The 15,381-nt window shown below is 69.7% G+C and carries 15 protein-coding genes; 5 read left to right on the top strand and 10 right to left on the bottom strand.

What is annotated here, in order from left to right:
- Window positions 1-5: 5 nt before the first annotated feature.
- The 5 genes from PV796_RS39115 (at window position 6) to PV796_RS39095 (ending at window position 5,704) form a co-directional block, all read left to right on the top strand.
- Window positions 6-773: a class II glutamine amidotransferase gene (locus tag PV796_RS39115; protein WP_274918611.1), complete on the top strand. Its 768-nt coding sequence runs from the start codon at window positions 6-8 to the stop codon at window positions 771-773.
- On the top strand, window positions 760-1,569 hold the full coding sequence (locus PV796_RS39110) for a 2OG-Fe(II)-dependent halogenase WelO5 family protein (protein ID WP_274918610.1): 810 nt from the start codon (window positions 760-762) through the stop codon (window positions 1,567-1,569). Before PV796_RS39115 ends, PV796_RS39110 begins: the two co-directional genes overlap by 14 nt.
- On the top strand, window positions 1,569-2,138 hold the full coding sequence (locus PV796_RS39105) for a YbaK/EbsC family protein (RefSeq protein WP_274918608.1): 570 nt from the start codon (window positions 1,569-1,571) through the stop codon (window positions 2,136-2,138). The genes PV796_RS39110 and PV796_RS39105 overlap by 1 nt, the downstream gene beginning before the upstream one ends.
- Window positions 2,139-2,548: 410 nt before the next feature.
- Window positions 2,549-3,328, top strand: a complete 780-nt coding sequence (locus tag PV796_RS39100) for an SDR family NAD(P)-dependent oxidoreductase (protein ID WP_274918607.1) — start codon at window positions 2,549-2,551, stop codon at window positions 3,326-3,328.
- 681 nt (window positions 3,329-4,009) lie between these two features.
- Complete coding sequence (locus PV796_RS39095) at window positions 4,010-5,704, top strand: hypothetical protein (RefSeq protein WP_274918606.1); 1,695 nt, start codon at window positions 4,010-4,012, stop codon at window positions 5,702-5,704.
- A gap of 100 nt (window positions 5,705-5,804) precedes the next feature.
- On the opposite strand, the gene PV796_RS39090 is transcribed toward PV796_RS39095, so the two are convergent.
- The 10 genes from PV796_RS39090 to PV796_RS39045 form a co-directional block, all read right to left on the bottom strand.
- Window positions 5,805-7,274 carry a cytochrome P450 gene (locus PV796_RS39090; protein ID WP_274918605.1) on the bottom strand — a complete coding sequence of 490 codons (1,470 nt, stop codon included), beginning with the start codon at window positions 7,272-7,274 and terminating at the stop codon, window positions 5,805-5,807.
- The gene (locus PV796_RS39085; RefSeq protein ID WP_274918604.1) at window positions 7,271-7,894 is read right to left on the bottom strand and encodes a GTP-binding protein; all 624 of its coding nucleotides are present in this window, start codon (window positions 7,892-7,894) and stop codon (window positions 7,271-7,273) included. The genes PV796_RS39090 and PV796_RS39085 overlap by 4 nt, the downstream gene beginning before the upstream one ends.
- Entirely contained in the window at window positions 7,875-8,246 is a 372-nt protein-coding gene (locus tag PV796_RS39080; protein WP_274918603.1) for a DUF742 domain-containing protein, read from the bottom strand. Before PV796_RS39080 ends, PV796_RS39085 begins: the two co-directional genes overlap by 20 nt.
- Window positions 8,247-8,251: 5 nt before the next feature.
- A complete protein-coding gene (locus tag PV796_RS39075) occupies window positions 8,252-8,629 on the bottom strand; it encodes a roadblock/LC7 domain-containing protein (RefSeq protein WP_274919391.1) in 378 nt (125 codons plus the stop codon).
- A gap of 50 nt (window positions 8,630-8,679) precedes the next feature.
- A complete protein-coding gene (locus PV796_RS39070) occupies window positions 8,680-10,170 on the bottom strand; it encodes a sensor histidine kinase (RefSeq protein WP_274918602.1) in 1,491 nt (496 codons plus the stop codon).
- Between the two features lie 769 nt (window positions 10,171-10,939).
- Window positions 10,940-11,392 carry a Fur family transcriptional regulator gene (locus tag PV796_RS39065; protein ID WP_274918601.1) on the bottom strand — a complete coding sequence of 151 codons (453 nt, stop codon included), beginning with the start codon at window positions 11,390-11,392 and terminating at the stop codon, window positions 10,940-10,942.
- A gap of 25 nt (window positions 11,393-11,417) precedes the next feature.
- Window positions 11,418-12,275 carry a metal ABC transporter permease gene (locus PV796_RS39060; protein ID WP_274918600.1) on the bottom strand — a complete coding sequence of 286 codons (858 nt, stop codon included), beginning with the start codon at window positions 12,273-12,275 and terminating at the stop codon, window positions 11,418-11,420.
- Window positions 12,272-13,177, bottom strand: coding sequence for a metal ABC transporter permease (locus PV796_RS39055; protein ID WP_274918599.1), 906 nt, complete (start codon window positions 13,175-13,177; stop codon window positions 12,272-12,274). The genes PV796_RS39060 and PV796_RS39055 overlap by 4 nt, the downstream gene beginning before the upstream one ends.
- Window positions 13,164-14,105 carry a metal ABC transporter ATP-binding protein gene (locus PV796_RS39050; RefSeq protein WP_274918597.1) on the bottom strand — a complete coding sequence of 314 codons (942 nt, stop codon included), beginning with the start codon at window positions 14,103-14,105 and terminating at the stop codon, window positions 13,164-13,166. The genes PV796_RS39055 and PV796_RS39050 overlap by 14 nt, the downstream gene beginning before the upstream one ends.
- Window positions 14,106-14,114: 9 nt before the next feature.
- Window positions 14,115-15,050 (bottom strand): metal ABC transporter solute-binding protein, Zn/Mn family, encoded by a 936-nt coding sequence (locus tag PV796_RS39045; protein ID WP_274918595.1) that lies wholly within the window; start codon window positions 15,048-15,050, stop codon window positions 14,115-14,117.
- Window positions 15,051-15,381: the final 331 nt, after the last annotated feature.

Genomic DNA, 15,381 nt, shown 5'->3' with positions numbered 1-15,381 from the left:
CCGCCATGTGCCGACTCATCGTGGCCACAGGGGACTTCCGCGCCGCGGACATCCTGGCCGCCGCCGAGGCGATGAGCTGTGGCCGCACCGCCGACCACGACGGACCCACCGACGTGCACCCCAACGGCTGGGGCGCGGTCTGGCGCCAGCCGGACGCCCCGTTCGGACTGGGGCGCCACCGGGACGTCCGTCCGCTCGCCGAGAGCAGCCACGAATCGCCCGTGCCGCACCTCTCCACCGACTTCCTGGCCGTGCACGCCCGGCACGCCACTCTGGCCAAGAACCACGGGCCGCAGTTCACCCACCCGTTGGAGCGCGCCGGCTCCTTCCCCTGGCTGTTCCTGCACAACGGCTTCCAGCCGACGGTCCACCGCCTGCTCGGCATGGAGGGTTCGGAGTTCGACTCCCGCGAGTACTTCGACTACATCGTCCCCGCCGGCACCCGCCGACTGGACGAGCAGGAGACCCTGGACCGCCTCAACGCCATTCCCCGGGGCGGGAGTTCGGGCAACGCCATCGCGGTGAACCCCTACGGGGCGTACGTCATCCACTGGACCTCGCCGGACACCATGGCGCCGCGCTACTTCGGCATGTTCCGGCTCCAGACCGCACGCTCGCTGGTGATCTCCTCGGAGGTGATCCCCGACCTCGCCCCCGCGGACCACTGGGAGCCGCTGAAGCCCGACAGCGTCACGGAGATCCCGTGGACCACGAGCTCCGGCCCCCGCAACCGTTACGACCTCGAAGGAGCGCCGATCCATGCCCACGACTGACACCTGGACCCGCGTCGTCATCGACACCGCCGCCGAGCGGCCCGACCCCGACCTGCTCCGCCAACTCGCCCACGGCGAGAGCGCGGTGGTCGTACTGCGCAACCTGCTGCCCGCCGAGGCGTTCGCCGACAACCTGACCCGCGTCGGCAAGCTCTTCGCCAACGCCTCCACCACGAGCTACGCCAACGGCGCCCTCACCACCATCGGCCCCTACCTGGCCAAGTACCTCAACGACCTGGACGGTTACTTCCAGGCGGCCGACGAGGCCCGCAACATGCTCGACTCCGCCGACTTCGACCTCGCCGGCCAGGTCCGCACCGGCCTGAAGAACGCCCTCGGCCTGGATGCGGTCTCCGTCGCGCAGGAACCGGACGGCCGCGACTACGCCGCCTCCGTCGTCCGCATCCACGCCGACGGCGTGCGCAACCCGCTGCACAACGACAACATCATGCGGGACGCCCGGGGCACCGGCATCGCCCTCACCGGCCTTGCCTACCAACTGAGTTGCGTGGTCTGCCTCCAGGAGTGCGACGAGGGCGGCGAGCTGCGGATGTACCGCAAGCCCTGGCAGCCCGCGGACGAGACGTACAAGATCCAAGGTGGCCTCGGGTACGACGAGACCGTGGTCGAGGGCCACCCCTGCCACGAGTTCAAGCCGCAGACCGGGGACGTGTACCTGATCAACCCCACGCAGTACCACTCCATCGAGCGGGTCACCGGCACCGACCGCCTCACCATGGGCTTCTTCATGGGCTTCGCCGACGAGTCGCTCAACTCCGCGGTGGTGTGGGGCTGATGGCGACAGACACGTTCTCCCCCGAAACCCACGCACCGGCCGACCCGACCCCGCCGGCGGACGACACCCCCGTCGCCACGTCGGACCGGCTCCTGGCCCTGCTCCAGGACGGCGGGGCCCGCCACCGCCTCATCGAACACGCCCCAGAGGGCCGCACGGACATCGTCAGCGAGCTCCGCGGGCACCCCCTGGACCAGGCGGCCAAGTGCATCGTCATGCGCGTCAAGGTCACCAAGAAGTCCTCGCGGTTCGCCCTCGCCGTCGTCCCCGGCGACCGGCGGGTGGACCTCGACCGGGTCAAGGAACTCTACGAGGCGCGCCACGTGTCCTTCGCCGACCAGGCCACCGCGGAACGCCTCTCCGGCTGCGTCAGCGGCTCCATCGTCCCCTTCTCCTTCGACCCCGAGTTGGAGTTGATCGTCGACCCCGCTCTCCTCGCCCACCGCGAGATCTTCTTCAACGCGGCCGCACTGCACCTGTCCCTCGCCCTGGACACGGAGGACTACCGCCGGCTGGCCCGGCCGCGGGTGGCGCCGGTCGCCGAGCCCCCGACGGGATCGGCACCGTGACCATGGCGCCGGTGGTCCGCCCGCGGTCCCGGGCCGCCCGGCACAGGGTGTACCGGTCTGGTGGGCGTGCCGGATGCCGGCGGCCATCGCCCGGACTCGCTGGGTAACCCTGTTCGTGACGCCCTCGAAGGTCAGCCCGCCATGGTGTTCCAGGTCGAGCTGGCCTTCGAGGGCGTCGCCGTCCGGCTCGATCGACTGCGGGCGTGGGAGGCGCAGGAGCGTAGCCGGCCAGCTATCGCGTTCCCCCGATCCCGTCGCCGGTCCTCACGTACAGTGCGGTCGAGAGGGTGTTCAGACCGGTCGTCACACACTGGCCTTGGACGCCTTCGTCCCTTTGGCAGCGCGGAACTTCGGACGTACGTGAGACCGGTCCCGGATTCGGCCGGGGCGGCACGAGGGGAGAGGCGATCGTGGGGGAACTGGACGGCAGGACGTCACTGGTGACGGGCGGCTCGCGCGGGATCGGGCGCGCGGTCGCCCTGCGGCTCGCCGCCGAGGGGGCGCTGGTCGCGGTCCACTACGGCGGCAACGACGCGGCCGCCGCGGAGACCGTGGCACAGATCGGCGGGGCCGGGGGTCGGGCGTTCGCGGTGCGGGCCAGGTTCGGCGAGAGCGGTGCGGTGGACTCACTGTTCGAGGGGCTCACCGCCGGATTGGCGGACCACGGGGCGGACGGCCTGGACATCCTTGTCAACAATGCGGGTATCCACTCGGTCAGTTCGATCGGGCAGCTCACGGAGGAGGAGTGGGAGCGACTTCTGGCGATCAACGTGAGCACGCCGATCTTCGTGGTCCAGCGGGCGCTGCCCCTGCTGAGGGACGGCGGACGGATCGTCAACGTGGGCTCGGCGGCCGCCAGGATCGCGAATCCACTCCAGATCGGCTACACCGTCACCAAGGCCGCGCTGGCTGCCCTCGGCCCGTCGCTCGCCAACGAACTGGGCCGGCGCGGGATCACGGTGAACACGGTCGAACCCGGGGTGGTGCTGACCGACATGACCGCCGAGTGGACCGGCGTTCCCGAGGCGGTGGCCGGACTTGAGTCGATCACCGCGCTCGGACGGATCGGCGAGCCGGGAGACGTCGCAGAGGTGGTGGGCTTCCTGGCGGGTCCGCGGGGGCGCTGGGTGACCGGGCAGACCATCGATGCCTCCGGCGGCACCTACCTCGGCCCGATCGCGGGCGGGTGATCCGTCGCCCGGGCAGGTACGGGAGCGTTGGCGTCGGGGCGGGGCGGAACCCGGGATCTCCTCGTCCAGGGCACCCGCCCCGCGAGGCGCGTGATGCCGGGTCCGCTCCCGCCCCGCACGGGCGTACCGGCCGTTGGCGACGCCCCGAACTCCCGCCCGGTGCCTCAGAGTAGAGCCGATCCCGGCTGAGCCACGCGGCACCACACCTGCTGCACTCCGCCCCCTCGTGCTCACAAATCGGCCAAAGGCGCGCATCGCTGACGTGCAGTGACTCGGGAAGCCCTCTGTACACCGGTGCGATGCTGCGCGATTCTGTCCCCTCGGACCAGGTGGCCGATTCCCGAGGCAAGTGCGCCAGGTGCTCTACCACGTTCGTGAGGAGCCTTGCTGTGTCGCATACCGCATCCCTGATGCACGTACTGGACGTGGCGCCTCATGATCGGCGCCGTCCGTCCTCGCCCGTGGGCTGCCAGGCGCGTCATGCGCGCGGAGCGGTGCGTCGTGATGTCCGACGCACCTCGCGGTCGGCTACGACCCGGGATCGCCCCCTCTCGGCCACGGCGGTGTTGCAGCCGGGCGGCTGAGGCCGGATCTGTGGGCTTCAGGCTTGTCGACTGTCGCGGACACGGCCTCGGTCCGACGGCAAGGTCTTCCTGTTTCTACGTCAGCGGAGGATTTGCGATGGCACGGAAGGACGCCCTGCGAGCATTGCTGGATGCCCCGGCCTGGCAGACCGACGGCACCCTCGTGCCCGACCGGCTGGCCTACGACCTCAATCTCTGTACGGCAACCCGGTTCGGGAAGGACGCGCCGTACAGCACCCACCCAGTCCGCTCCAACCACTCTGACGGTTGCCTGGTGTGTACGGGCATCCGCTGGATCGCGCGCTCCGGCGAACTTCTTCTGGGCACCGGCCCGGAGGACACCGCCCTCGACTTCGCTCTGCGCGACCTGTACGCGAGACTGCTGGGGAAGTCCCGTCCCACCGGCACCGATGCTTCCTGGTGGGGTGCCGATGACGCCCTGTCCCTCGAAGCCCACGGTGTGGTGCGCGAGGCGCTGGCCCGCAACGGTGACCTCGACGCCTGCCTGCGGCAGGGTCTGGCCGTGTGCGGCCTCGGGTACGCCGAGGGCGAGAGCGCACGCTTCGAGTGGGAGGTGCACAAAGGGGCGTGGTTCGCCACCGCCCTGAACTCGTGCGTCCACATCGCCCATGCACGACCGGACGACGCCCTCGCCCACAGCGACCCCACCCCTTGGAAGGAGACTCCGAGGATGGAGGACGGCAAGCCACGCACCAGCCTGTCCATCCACCTCGGTTGGGGTCTCACGTCACGCCTTGGACGACGGGGAGAGTCCGAGAACGTCCAGCAGCTCGCGACGCTGATCAACCTCTACTACGGCTTCTCCGACTATGGGGAAGGCAACTGGGACCAGGGCCGTGAGCTGCGGAAGCACATCGAGACGCGACTGCACGAGATCCCCGACGACGCCACGCACACCCTCGATGACCTGATCCTGCTGTGCCGGAGGATGCACCTGGTGCGCAACGCCTTGAAGGTCCGGGCCATCACGGATCTGGCTTGGGGGAACGTTCCGTGGTATCAGGTACAACTGCCGCCCGGTGCCCGGGAGTTGGTCAAGGCCACCGGGATGCTGAGCAACGTCATTGAGTGGGGGCCGCTCCCGGCTATGGAGGCGGACATCCCGGCCGTTCGACGCCGGTTACTGTCCAGCGGACACTCCAAAGCGGTCGCGGACATCTACGACCAGTTCATCGAAATGGACGAGACCGGGAACACCGCCCGCTGGATGGGCCCCGGAGTCGCCCTGATCATGGGAGTGCGCGGGCTGATCTGCGCAGCACGGGACTGGCCGCCGCGTCTCGTGCTACTGACCTCCGATATGTACGGATTGGTAGGAGAACGACACCGGTTCGCGGAGAGACTGGCCAGGGCGCAGTCCGCTGCCGGCATGGCAGCAGCTCGGCGCCCGAGCATCCACGCGACCGCGTTCGACGCCTCGGCGACGACCTGGCAGGACATGCTCCGGCAGTTGCACAACTGCCCGGTCCACGAGCCCTGTGCGGCCAGCGCCATCCGTCTGACCGCGAGCCGTGGCGCGGACGGTTCGGGGCTGGACTACGCGGACGGCTGGCACCAGCCCGACGTCATCCACGACATCGCAGGGTGGCTGCTCTCGGCCATAGCCAGCCCCTGCGAGGAGTCCTGTGAGGATGCCGTTGTCGAGCTGGTCTACCAAGGACTCGTGGCGGCGGGAGGGTTGGACAGGATTCTGGCCGCGAACTCCTACAGCACTGTGTACGCACCGCAACCCGCCCCGGCAGGCAAGGCGGGCACCCCACTGAGAGTCTGACGGTCGGGCCTACGGAACCACTGTGGCCGCACCGGTGACGGGAGCAACGGCGCCCCTCACCGTGCCGAGGGGCGCACGCCGCGCGCCCCTCGGCACCGGGCTACTTTCCTGACAGCCACCCCTTCAACCGGCCCCACCAGGACGGACGCACTCCGGGCGCACTCACTGCGGGAGTTGATCCGGGAGCCCCACCCGCGACGAGCGGACCGCCGGGCGCGAGACCCTGAAGGACGTGTTCACTCTGCTCGGCATTCCCCGACGTACCGGCTGGCGCGGGGCGAGTCACGCCGGGGCCCGCGGTGAACTTCACCGGTAGTTCCGTCAGGTGGCGGGCGATCCAGTGGGACACCCACTTCAACTCACCCTCGGGAACGGCCAGTTCGATATCGGGCAACCGCGTCAGCAGGACGTCGATGCCCGTGTCGATGATGGCCCGGCCGATCTCCTGGCCGGGGCACTCGTGCGGCCCGCCGCTGAAGGCGAGGTGGGAGCGGTTGCCTTGCATGGCGACCGAGAGGTCCGGGCGGATCGCGGGGTCGCTGTTGCCGGGGGCCAGGCCGAGGAGGAGCATGTCCCCCTCCTTGATGGACTGACCGCCGAGCTCCGTGTCGCCGGTGGCCCACCTCGCGGGCATCACCGCGGTCGGAGGTTCGTCCCACAGCATCTGTTCCAGCGCGTCGGGCAGGGTCATGCTGCCGCCCGTCAGCGATGCCCGGAAGCGCGGGTCGGTGAGGACCATCCGCAGGGTGTTGGCGGTCAGATTGGTGGTGTTCTCGTTCGCGGCGAGAAGGACGATCCGTAGGTGGTGGGCTACTTCCTCGTCCGTGAGGTGGGCCGGGTGCGCCATCAGCCACGAGGTGAAATCGGGGCCGGACACGGCTCGTTTGGTGGCGACGAGCTGCTCCAGCGACTTCATCAGGTAGGCGTTGCTCTCGACGGCGGTCTCCGTGCCCATCAGCAGGTCTCGGGCCGCCTCGACCAGCCGCGGCCCGTCCTCCTCCGCCATGCCGAGGAGCTGTGCCACCACGCGCAGGGGTAGTTGGACCGCGAACTGGCTTACGAGGTCGGCCTGTCCGTCGCCGATGAAGTCGTCGATCAGCTGGTTGGCGGACCGGGTGACGCAGCGGCGGATGCCGCGGCGGTCGAACCGCCCCATGCTCTCGGTGATCGCGACGCGGAGCCGCTCGTGCTCCTCGCCGTCCATGAAGAGGCAGACGGGCTGCCAGGCGAGGGCTGGCATGAGTGGTGAGTCGGCCGGGACCCGGCCTTCCTTGAAGCAGTGCCAGATGCGCGAGTCGTGGCAGAAACGGGAAGCGGTGCGCAGCACTTCGAGGTTCTCGCGGTAGCCGAGGACGAGCCAGGCCGGCAGGTCGCCGTCCACGAGGACGGGTGCCACGGAGCCGTGTTGGGCCCGCAGCCGTTCGAAGAAGCCCGGTGCGTCGTCGGCGATCTCGGGTCCGAAGAGCCGTGCCAGGCCGTCGGCGTTCCCGGTGCGGGCATGGGCGGGGCACTGCGGCGGCGGTCCGGATGCCGGGGTCGTACTGGGTTGATTGGTGTGAAAGGAGGTCACCGGGGCTCCGAGGCTTGGGTGGTGAGGGTGTACAGGTAGTGCACGAGGGTCAGTAGTGCGTCGCGGCTGGAGGCACGGTCGCGGGCATCGCAGTCGACCATGGGTACGTCATCGGGGAGGTCCATCGCCGCGCGGAGCTCGGCCATGGGGTAGGAGGGGGCGTCCGGGAAGGCGTTGATGGCGACGACGAAGGGCAGGCCGCGCTCCTCAAGCCGCCCCACCACGTCGAAGCTGTCGTCCAGGCGCCGGGAGTCGATCAGGACCACCGCGCCCAACGCGCCCTCGAAAAGGCCGTTCCACAGGAACCAGAAGCGTTGCTGGCCCGGGGTGCCGAAGAGGTACAGCACCATTTCGTTGCTCAGGCTGATCCGACCGAAGTCCATCGCCACGGTCGTCTGGGTCTTGCGCTCGACTCCGGCGAGGTCGTCAACCCCCACACCGGCCTGTGTCATGGTCTCCTCGGTGGTCAGCGGGCGAATCTCGCTGACCGATTCGACCAGGGTGGTCTTCCCCACTCCGAAACCGCCGACGATCACCACCTTGACCGCGGCGGAGACCGTAGCCGGCAGGATGTCCTCGCTCCGGGGGCCGACGACGGGCTCAGAGATTTTGCAGTCCATGCATCACCGCCTCCAACACTTCGACATCGGGCAACGACGCGGTCGGAATCGGTGCCCTGGCTTCGATATGACCGCTCTCCAAGAGATCCGCGAGCAGTACCGTGACCACGCTGACCGGCAGATGGACGTACGCGGAGATCTCGGCGATCGACAGCGGGTAGTCACATATCCGGAGGATGGCGGCCTGTTCTGGCTGCATACTCGAAGAGGCACGGTTCCGGGTCACGATCAGCGTGACCATGTCCAAGGGCGCCGATTCGCCCGGTACGCTCCGGCCTGATGTCAGGACGTAGAGGCGCTCGGGGCCGCCTTCTTCCCAATGCCCGTGCTCTTCTGGTTTCGAGTCGCTCATCGGGCCTACTGGTCGGCCCGCGGCGGGCTGGTGAGGTGTTGGCCGATCCGGGCGACCAGGTCCCGCATTCCCTGTCCCATGAGGCCGGCGTCCACGTCGTCATCGGCCAGCACCGCCAGATATGCCCCGGCGCCGGCTGCCATGAGGTAGAAGAACCCGCCGTTGACCTCGATGACGACCAGCTTCATCTGCCCGTCGCCGTTGGGGAATTCCGTGGCGATGGCCGCGGACAGGCTCTGTAGACCGGCACAGGCCGCGGCGAGGCGATCCGCGGTTTCCTCGTCCGTACCGTGCTGGGCCATGCACAAACCGTCCGAGGACAGCACCACGACATCGCGGGTGTGCGGAACACTGGACGCCAGGCCCTCCAGCATCCAATTCATATTGAGCCGCTGCTGTGTCGCCACTTACTTACTCATCCTTACCTAATGACTCAGTTAGTCTCGGGCTCTTCATCGCTCGGGCCTTCGGGACGGTTGGGGGAATCGACCCGGGACTCACCGGAGATGCCCTCCTGGAAAGCGGCCAGCCACAGTCCGGCCTGCGCGGGCGGACCGGCCGACACCGGGGTGTCGGGTCCGGTGGTGCAGGGCGCGGGCTTCTGCCGCAGGGGTGGGATCACGGCGCGGGTTCGACGCCTGCGCTGCGGGAGCCCGTTGGCGCTGCGCGGAGCGATGGCCGGCATGGCCTCCTCGATCCCCGGCGAGCGGCGCATCGGACCGCCGTGACGTCGCGGTGGCGGCAGGACGGTGGCCTTGGCAATGGCCCCGCCGGGCACCGGAGTCGCGGTGATCAGCTCCGGCGGAACGATCAGCACGACGCGGACGCCGCCGTACGCCGAACTCCGGAAGGAGACCTTGAACTTGTTGGTGCGGGCCAGTCGGCCGACCACGGCCAGGCCGAGTCGTGGCGACTCCCCCAGGTCGTCGAGGTCGAGGCCGGTGGGCGAGTCCTGCGCCAGGGCCCGCTCGGCGCGCGTGCGGGCCTCGTCGGTCAGGCCGATTCCGGCGTCCTCCATCTCGATGGCCACACCGGTCTGGATCTCGGTCGCGGTCAGATGGACCCGGGTCTGGGGCGGTGAGTAACGGGTGGCGTTGTCCAGCAGTTCGGACAGGGCGTGGATCAGCGGCTCGACCCCTCGTCCGAGGATGCCGACCTCGGCCACGGAGTGCAGATCGACGCGCTGGTAGTCGAGGATCCGGGACATCGCGCCGCGGAGCACGTTGAACAGCGGGATGGTCTGCTGCCATTGCCGGCCGGGCCTGGCCCCACCAAGTACGGCGATGCTGTCCGCGAGGCGGCCGATCAGCGCGGTGCGGTGGTCCAGGCGCAGCAAGTCACCGAAGACGTCCGGGTCATGGCCGTGCTTGTCCTCCATTTCCCGTAGTTCCTGGGACTGTTGGTGGACGATCGCCTGGACGCGCCGCGCGATGTTGACGAAGGCCCGCTGTGCGGAGTCGCGCAGGTCCTCCTCGACCTCGACGGCCTCCAGGACGCAGCGCAGCACCGCCCGGTACGCGGCTTCGAACTCGGGGCTGACGGCGGAGACATGGACGATCTTCTGCATCACCTCTTCGGCCCGGTCGCCTTGTTGGAGGCGGGCCAGGGCCGCGGGCAGGGTCTCCTTGGCCATCCGTACGGATTCGGCTTCCTGTTGGGCCAGGTGGCCCTTCAGAACTGCCTCCCGCGCGGCGCTCTCCGCTCGCAGCCTTTCGAGTGCACGTGTTTGACGTGCCGTTTTCCCGGTCGCGACGGCCACCACCAGCGTCGCAACGGCACCGATCGAGATGACCGGGACGAGGGCCACGGCAGGCGTCAACGACGCCGCCACGGACGTACCCACGGCCAGGAGTGTGGATGGCAAGAGCCATATTGGGGTGGGGGCGGGACTCGGCCCTCCGGAGGGCGAACCAGCACGAACCATCGGCTTCCTCAGAGTGCTAAAGGAATGGACAGGGCGCCGTACTTGGGGGATGTAGGCACCACGAGAAGGCCGCCTGCACGAGATCGACGACCGTGGGATCGCGCTCACCAATTGCTTGGCCGCAGCGCATTCCACGGCGGCGTTCCGCACGCAGGGGGCCGGGTCCCAGGACGCCCTAGCCCTCGTGCGATCGGCGGCACCACGACAGCCAGTCACGACGTTTGGTAATCGCCACAACTCGCTGCGCGACAGCGAGCATAGCGGGGGCGGCGTGATCCCGTGGCCTGAGTGCGTATAACACATAAATGCACTCGTGTACGAAATCTCGAAGAATCGTTTTGGGCTGCGGCTTCGACGGAATCGGCAACGGGGCGATCTCCTCCCGAGCCGGCGGGGAGGCGGTGTTGACGCGGGTCAACGCGCCCTTGCACGCGTTGATTTCGCACCTGGTGCACGAGACAGGACGCCGTGGGGTGAGGGAGATCGACCGGCACGGTCGGCGACCGGACGACGGAAGAGATCGCCGGGGATGGAGGAATGTGCAGCTCGGGTGATCCACAGAGCGCATGGAGTTGACGGCGAAGGTTGACCTTCCTGGGGCCCCGCGGCCATGCCCGCCCCATCTTTGCGCTCTTGAGGATGACTTGACGCGTTCTTGAGCCCGAAGGCCCATTCCGCAAAGCGCGTCAGTCGTTGCGTCGGGTCCGTTGTCGGCGACGCGATCGGCGCGGAGACGCCCAGGAATTACCCGGCTGCGGGGCAGGAATTGTCATTGCACCCGTGCCCGCCCCTGTGCGCAGTCCGGGCAGAGGCCGGCGAGTTCGACGGTGTGGCGGACGTCCGCGAAGCCGGAGGTCCGGGCGACCTTGTCGGCCCAGGTCTCCACGGGTTCCGAGTCGACCGCGAGGCTGAGGCCGCATTCGGTGCAGATCAGGTAGTGGCGGTGGTCGGGGCCGGGACGGTAGCGGAAGAGACGTTCGCCGTTGCGGTCGCGGACGACGTCGGCGCGGCCCGCGTCGGCGAAGGCGGTCAGGGTGCGGTAGACCGTGGACAGGCCGACCGGGGTTCCGTCGTCGGTCAGTTGGTTGTGCAGGGCCTGGGCGCCGACGAAGCCTTCCACCGCCACGAGGGCCGCCAGCACGACGGCGCGCTGTTGGGTGAGGCGGCCGATCAGGGCCAGTTCACGCGCCGGCGCGGAGGTGTGCGGTCGGTTGCTCGCCATCACCGTGCTCTCACCGTGCTTTCGGTCATGCCCCCGCGGGGGCCGCGGTGCGGGTGACGGGGCGTCGTATCAGGAAGGTGGCGGAGTAGACGGCGGTGGCGGCGGTCATGATGGCGAAGCTCGGGGGGATCTGCGGCAGCGCGTGGGCGGCGAGGAGTCCCGTCCACATCTCCAGTACGGCGAGCACGGCGGAGAGGGCGAGCGCGCGGTAGGGGCGGTCGGTGAGCCGGATCGCGGCGCCAGCGGGGGCGGCCAACAGACCGAGCAGGAGCAGCGATCCGACGGCCTGGGTGGCCTCGGCGGCGCTGACGCCCGCGATCGTCAGGAAGCCGAGGCCGAGCAGCCGGACGGGCACGCCGCGGGCGGCGGCCACGGCTTCGTCGAGGGTAGCGAAGAGCAGGGGGCGCGCGATGAGCAGCACCGTCAGGCAGATGCCGGCGGCGACCAGGGCGGCCACGACTGCACTGCTCGCGGAGATGCCGAAGATCGAGCCGAACAGGACGCTGACGCCGGCGTTCCCGTTGGTGGTGCTGCGGGAGGTGGTGTACAGGGTGGTGAAGAAGGCGCCGAGGCCCAGGAGCCAGGAGAAGACGCTGCCTATGACCACGTCGTCGGGGCGTGCCGCGCGGCCGAGAGTGCCGAAGAGCAGCGCGATGGCGACGGTGGCGGCGAACAGCCCGAGGCGGAGGTCGTAGCCGAAGGCGAGGGCGGCCATGGCGCCGGTGAAGGCGACGTGGCTGAGGGCGTCGCCGGTGAAGACCTGGGCGCGCAGGACGAGGAAGTAGCCGACGAGCCCCGAGGCGGCGGCGATGGCGGTCCCGGCCAACAGGGCGTGCAGGAAGAAGGGTTGGGCCAGCGGTGAGGCGGCCAGCAGACTGGTCATGCCGTGACCTCCTTGGCCGGCGGGGACGGCCTGAGGCGGCTGCGGACCGCGTGCAGCGCGTGCCCGCCCCGGGCGAGGACGTAGCCGGCGAAGGCGAACGACGTCACGAAGAAGCCCAGCGGGTAGGGCGCGTAGTAGGCGGCGGTCAGGCCGAGCCAGGTGGCCGCGAGGGCCAGGAGCGCGGCGAGCGCGAGGCTCAATCCTGGTCGGGCGGTGAGGGTTTGGGCGGTGGCGGCGGGGATGACCATCAGGGCGAAGACGAGCAGGGTTCCGGTGATCTGGCTGGCCTCGGCGGTCGCCGCGCCGAGCAGGACGAGGAAGAGTACCGAGAGGGCGCGGACCGGGACTCCCCGCCCGGCGGCGACCTGGGGGTCGAGGGACGCGAAGAGCAGGGGACGCCCGATCAGTGCCAGCACCGCGAGCACCCCGATGCCGGCCCCCGCCAGCACGGTCACCTGCGTCGAGGTGATGCCGAGGAACGTGCCGAACAGGATCGTCTGCGGGCCCTCCAACAGCCCTTTGTACAGGGCGATGAAGAGGAAGCCGGCGGCGAGGAGGAAGGCTTGGACGGTTCCGGTGAGCGCGGACTCCTCGCGGTCGCCGCTGCCGCGCAGGGCCGCGATGACCAGTGCGGCGGCCACGCACAGGGCGAAGTAGCCGTAGACCGCGCTGACTCCGAGCAGGACCGCCCCGGCCGCGCCGGGGAAGGCGACCGTGGAGACGGTGTGCGCGGCGAAGGTCTGCCGGCGCAGCACCACGAACCACCCGACCACGGCCGACACCACGGCGGTGATCGCCCCCGCGCGGAAGGCGTTGACCATGAACGGGAACGACCACATCTGTTGGAAGTCGGCGATGAGGTTCCAGGACCAGGCGGGCGCGGCGGCGTCAGCCAGCAGCATGGTCGGCTCCCGGCGTCTCGTGGCGGTCGGTGTGGAGTGCGGGTGCCTCCGGCTGCCCGACCACGACCAACCGCCCACCGGAGGTCCGCAGTACCTCGACCGGGGTGCCGTAGAGCCGGGTCAGCGTCTCGGAGGTGATGACCTCCTGCGGGGTGCCGGTGGCCGCGCCGCCCTCGGCCAGGTACACGACCCGGTCGAGGTGGTGGAGTATCGGGTTCACGTCATGGGCGACCATCACCACCGCCACCCCCTCCTGGTGGCAGATCCGGCCGATCAGTGCGGCCACCGCACTCTGGTTGGGCAGGTCCAGGCTGTCCAACGGCTCGTCCAGCAACAGCAGTTCGGGCCGGCGGACCAGCGCCTGCGCGATCAGCAGCCGCTGCTGCTCGCCGCCGGAACATCGGCCGATCGGCCGGCGCGCGTACCCCGACGCCCCGACCAACTCGATGACCTCGGCGACGCGTTCGCGCTCGGCCCGCCGGCGGGCGGTCGGGAACGGCAGGGGCACGCCCCAGCGGTCGCCGTCCAGGCCCATGCGGACGACGTCGATGCCGCGGACGCGCATCGAGGCGTCGAAGTTGCGGCGCTGCGGCAGGTAACCGATCCGGTCGTTGGCCCGGCCCGGGCGGGCGCCGAGGACGCGGACCTCGCCGGCCGCGGCGGGCAGCGCACCGAGCAGGACCTTGATCATGGTGGATTTGCCGACGCCGTTGGGGCCGAGGACGGCGGTGAACTCGCCGGGCCCGACGCGGAGGTCCGCGCCCGTCCACAGCGTGCGGCCGCCGACGCGCACGGCGGCGTCCCGCAGGACGATCACCTGGCCGCTACCGGTCTCTGCGGCGGGGGCGTGGGTGCGGGGCGCGGGGACGGTGGCGCTGCTGCGGTCGGTTCGGGTGGCGGCTTCGCGCACCTTCGCGGTCGGGTTCATGGCGTCAGTTCACTTCCCGGTCGCCTTGGCCAACGCCTGCTCGATGCCCCGCAGTTGGGTCGTCTGCCACTGCTGGAAGGTGGCGCCCGCGGGGGCGAGGGTCTCGGTCACGGTGGCGACCGGGATGCCCACCGCCTTGGCGGCCTTGACCTGTGCCTGCACGTCCGGGGTGGAGTTCTGGGTGTTGTCGACGTAGACCTTGATCTGCTTGTCCGCGATCTGCCGGTCGATGGAGGCCTTGTCCTTGGCCGTCGGGTCGGAGCCCTCGCTCATCGCGTCCAGGAACGTTGCGGGGGTGAGCATCTTCAGCCCCAGCCCCTCCGAGAGCGGCGTGACGATCGACTCCGAAGCGCCGATCGGGGTGCCCGCGTACTTGGCCTTGATGTCGGCTATGAGCTTGTTGTAGTCGGCGAGGGTCTTGGTCTCGAAGGTCGCCTTCTGACGGTCGAAGGAGGCGGCGTCGGCCGGGTCCAGCTTCTTGTAGTCGGCGGTGATCCGCTCGATCACCTTGTGGACGTCGGCCGGGGAGTACCAACGGTGCGGGTTGCCGCCTGGCTTGATCCCGACCAGGTCCCCGACCTTGACTTCGGCGCGTCCGCTGGCCGGGTTGGCGGCGAGCAGCTTGTCGGCCCAGGCGTCGTAGCCGATGCCGTTGACGATCGCGTACTGGGCACCGGCCACGGTGCGGGCGTCGGCGGCGGTCGCTTCGTAGTCGTGCGGGTCGGTGTTGGGGTTGGTGATGATGCTGGTCACCTTCACGTGACTGCCGCCGAGCTGGCTGGCGATGCTGCCCCAGAAGTTCTCGCCCGCCACCACCTGGATGGTCTTGCCCGGGCCGCCGCCGGTGGCGGCCGCGGTGGTGCCGCCCTTCGCCGACGAGGTCGAGCAGGCCGTGGCCGTCGCGGCGGTCACGACGGCCATCGCGACACCGAGCGCGATGCGCACGGTTCGTCGACCGGAACGCGGAGCGGGAAATGACATGGGGAACATAGGGGACTCCTTCGGGCGGCGCCGGACACGGAGGGGCGCGATCCAGCCACATAGCGACGCACCACACGCTAGGCGGAAACGATTTTCATCTCAATCACAGATGAAAACCATTGCCATCTCTTGCCTGGCTCTTTGCGCGCACGTCGGGCCCGCCCTGCGGTGCGGCTTCGGCTTCGGCTTCGGCTTCGGCTTCGGCTTCGGCTTCGATGCAGGAGGCGGCCGGCTGGTGAGAAGCGGCTCGGCGCTGCTTGCCCCGGCCCGAGACCAACCGATGTGCGGCCAAGGC

This window comes from Streptomyces sp. WZ-12 (genome assembly GCF_028898845.1).
Lineage (GTDB): Bacteria > Actinomycetota > Actinomycetes > Streptomycetales > Streptomycetaceae > Streptomyces.
This window is presented reverse-complemented; position numbering and strand designations above follow the sequence as displayed.

Bases quoted from the DNA above. Each gene is read 5' to 3' on its own strand.
- PV796_RS39080 (WP_274918603.1), bottom strand. From the start codon at position 8,246: ATGAGCGACTCGAAACCAGAAGAGCACGGGCATTGGGAAGAAGGCGGC.
- PV796_RS39065 (WP_274918601.1), bottom strand. From the start codon at position 11,392: ATGGCGAGCAACCGACCGCACACCTCCGCGCCGGCGCGTGAACTGGCC.
- PV796_RS39105 (WP_274918608.1), top strand. From the start codon at position 1,569: ATGGCGACAGACACGTTCTCCCCCGAAACCCACGCACCGGCCGACCCG.
- PV796_RS39075 (WP_274919391.1), bottom strand. From the start codon at position 8,629: ATGAATTGGATGCTGGAGGGCCTGGCGTCCAGTGTTCCGCACACCCGC.
- PV796_RS39055 (WP_274918599.1), bottom strand. From the start codon at position 13,177: ATGCTGCTGGCTGACGCCGCCGCGCCCGCCTGGTCCTGGAACCTCATC.
- PV796_RS39110 (WP_274918610.1), top strand. From the start codon at position 760: ATGCCCACGACTGACACCTGGACCCGCGTCGTCATCGACACCGCCGCC.
- PV796_RS39085 (WP_274918604.1), bottom strand. From the start codon at position 7,894: ATGGACTGCAAAATCTCTGAGCCCGTCGTCGGCCCCCGGAGCGAGGAC.
- PV796_RS39095 (WP_274918606.1), top strand. From the start codon at position 4,010: ATGGCACGGAAGGACGCCCTGCGAGCATTGCTGGATGCCCCGGCCTGG.
- PV796_RS39070 (WP_274918602.1), bottom strand. From the start codon at position 10,170: ATGGTTCGTGCTGGTTCGCCCTCCGGAGGGCCGAGTCCCGCCCCCACC.
- PV796_RS39050 (WP_274918597.1), bottom strand. From the start codon at position 14,105: ATGAACCCGACCGCGAAGGTGCGCGAAGCCGCCACCCGAACCGACCGC.
- PV796_RS39115 (WP_274918611.1), top strand. From the start codon at position 6: ATGTGCCGACTCATCGTGGCCACAGGGGACTTCCGCGCCGCGGACATC.
- PV796_RS39060 (WP_274918600.1), bottom strand. From the start codon at position 12,275: ATGACCAGTCTGCTGGCCGCCTCACCGCTGGCCCAACCCTTCTTCCTG.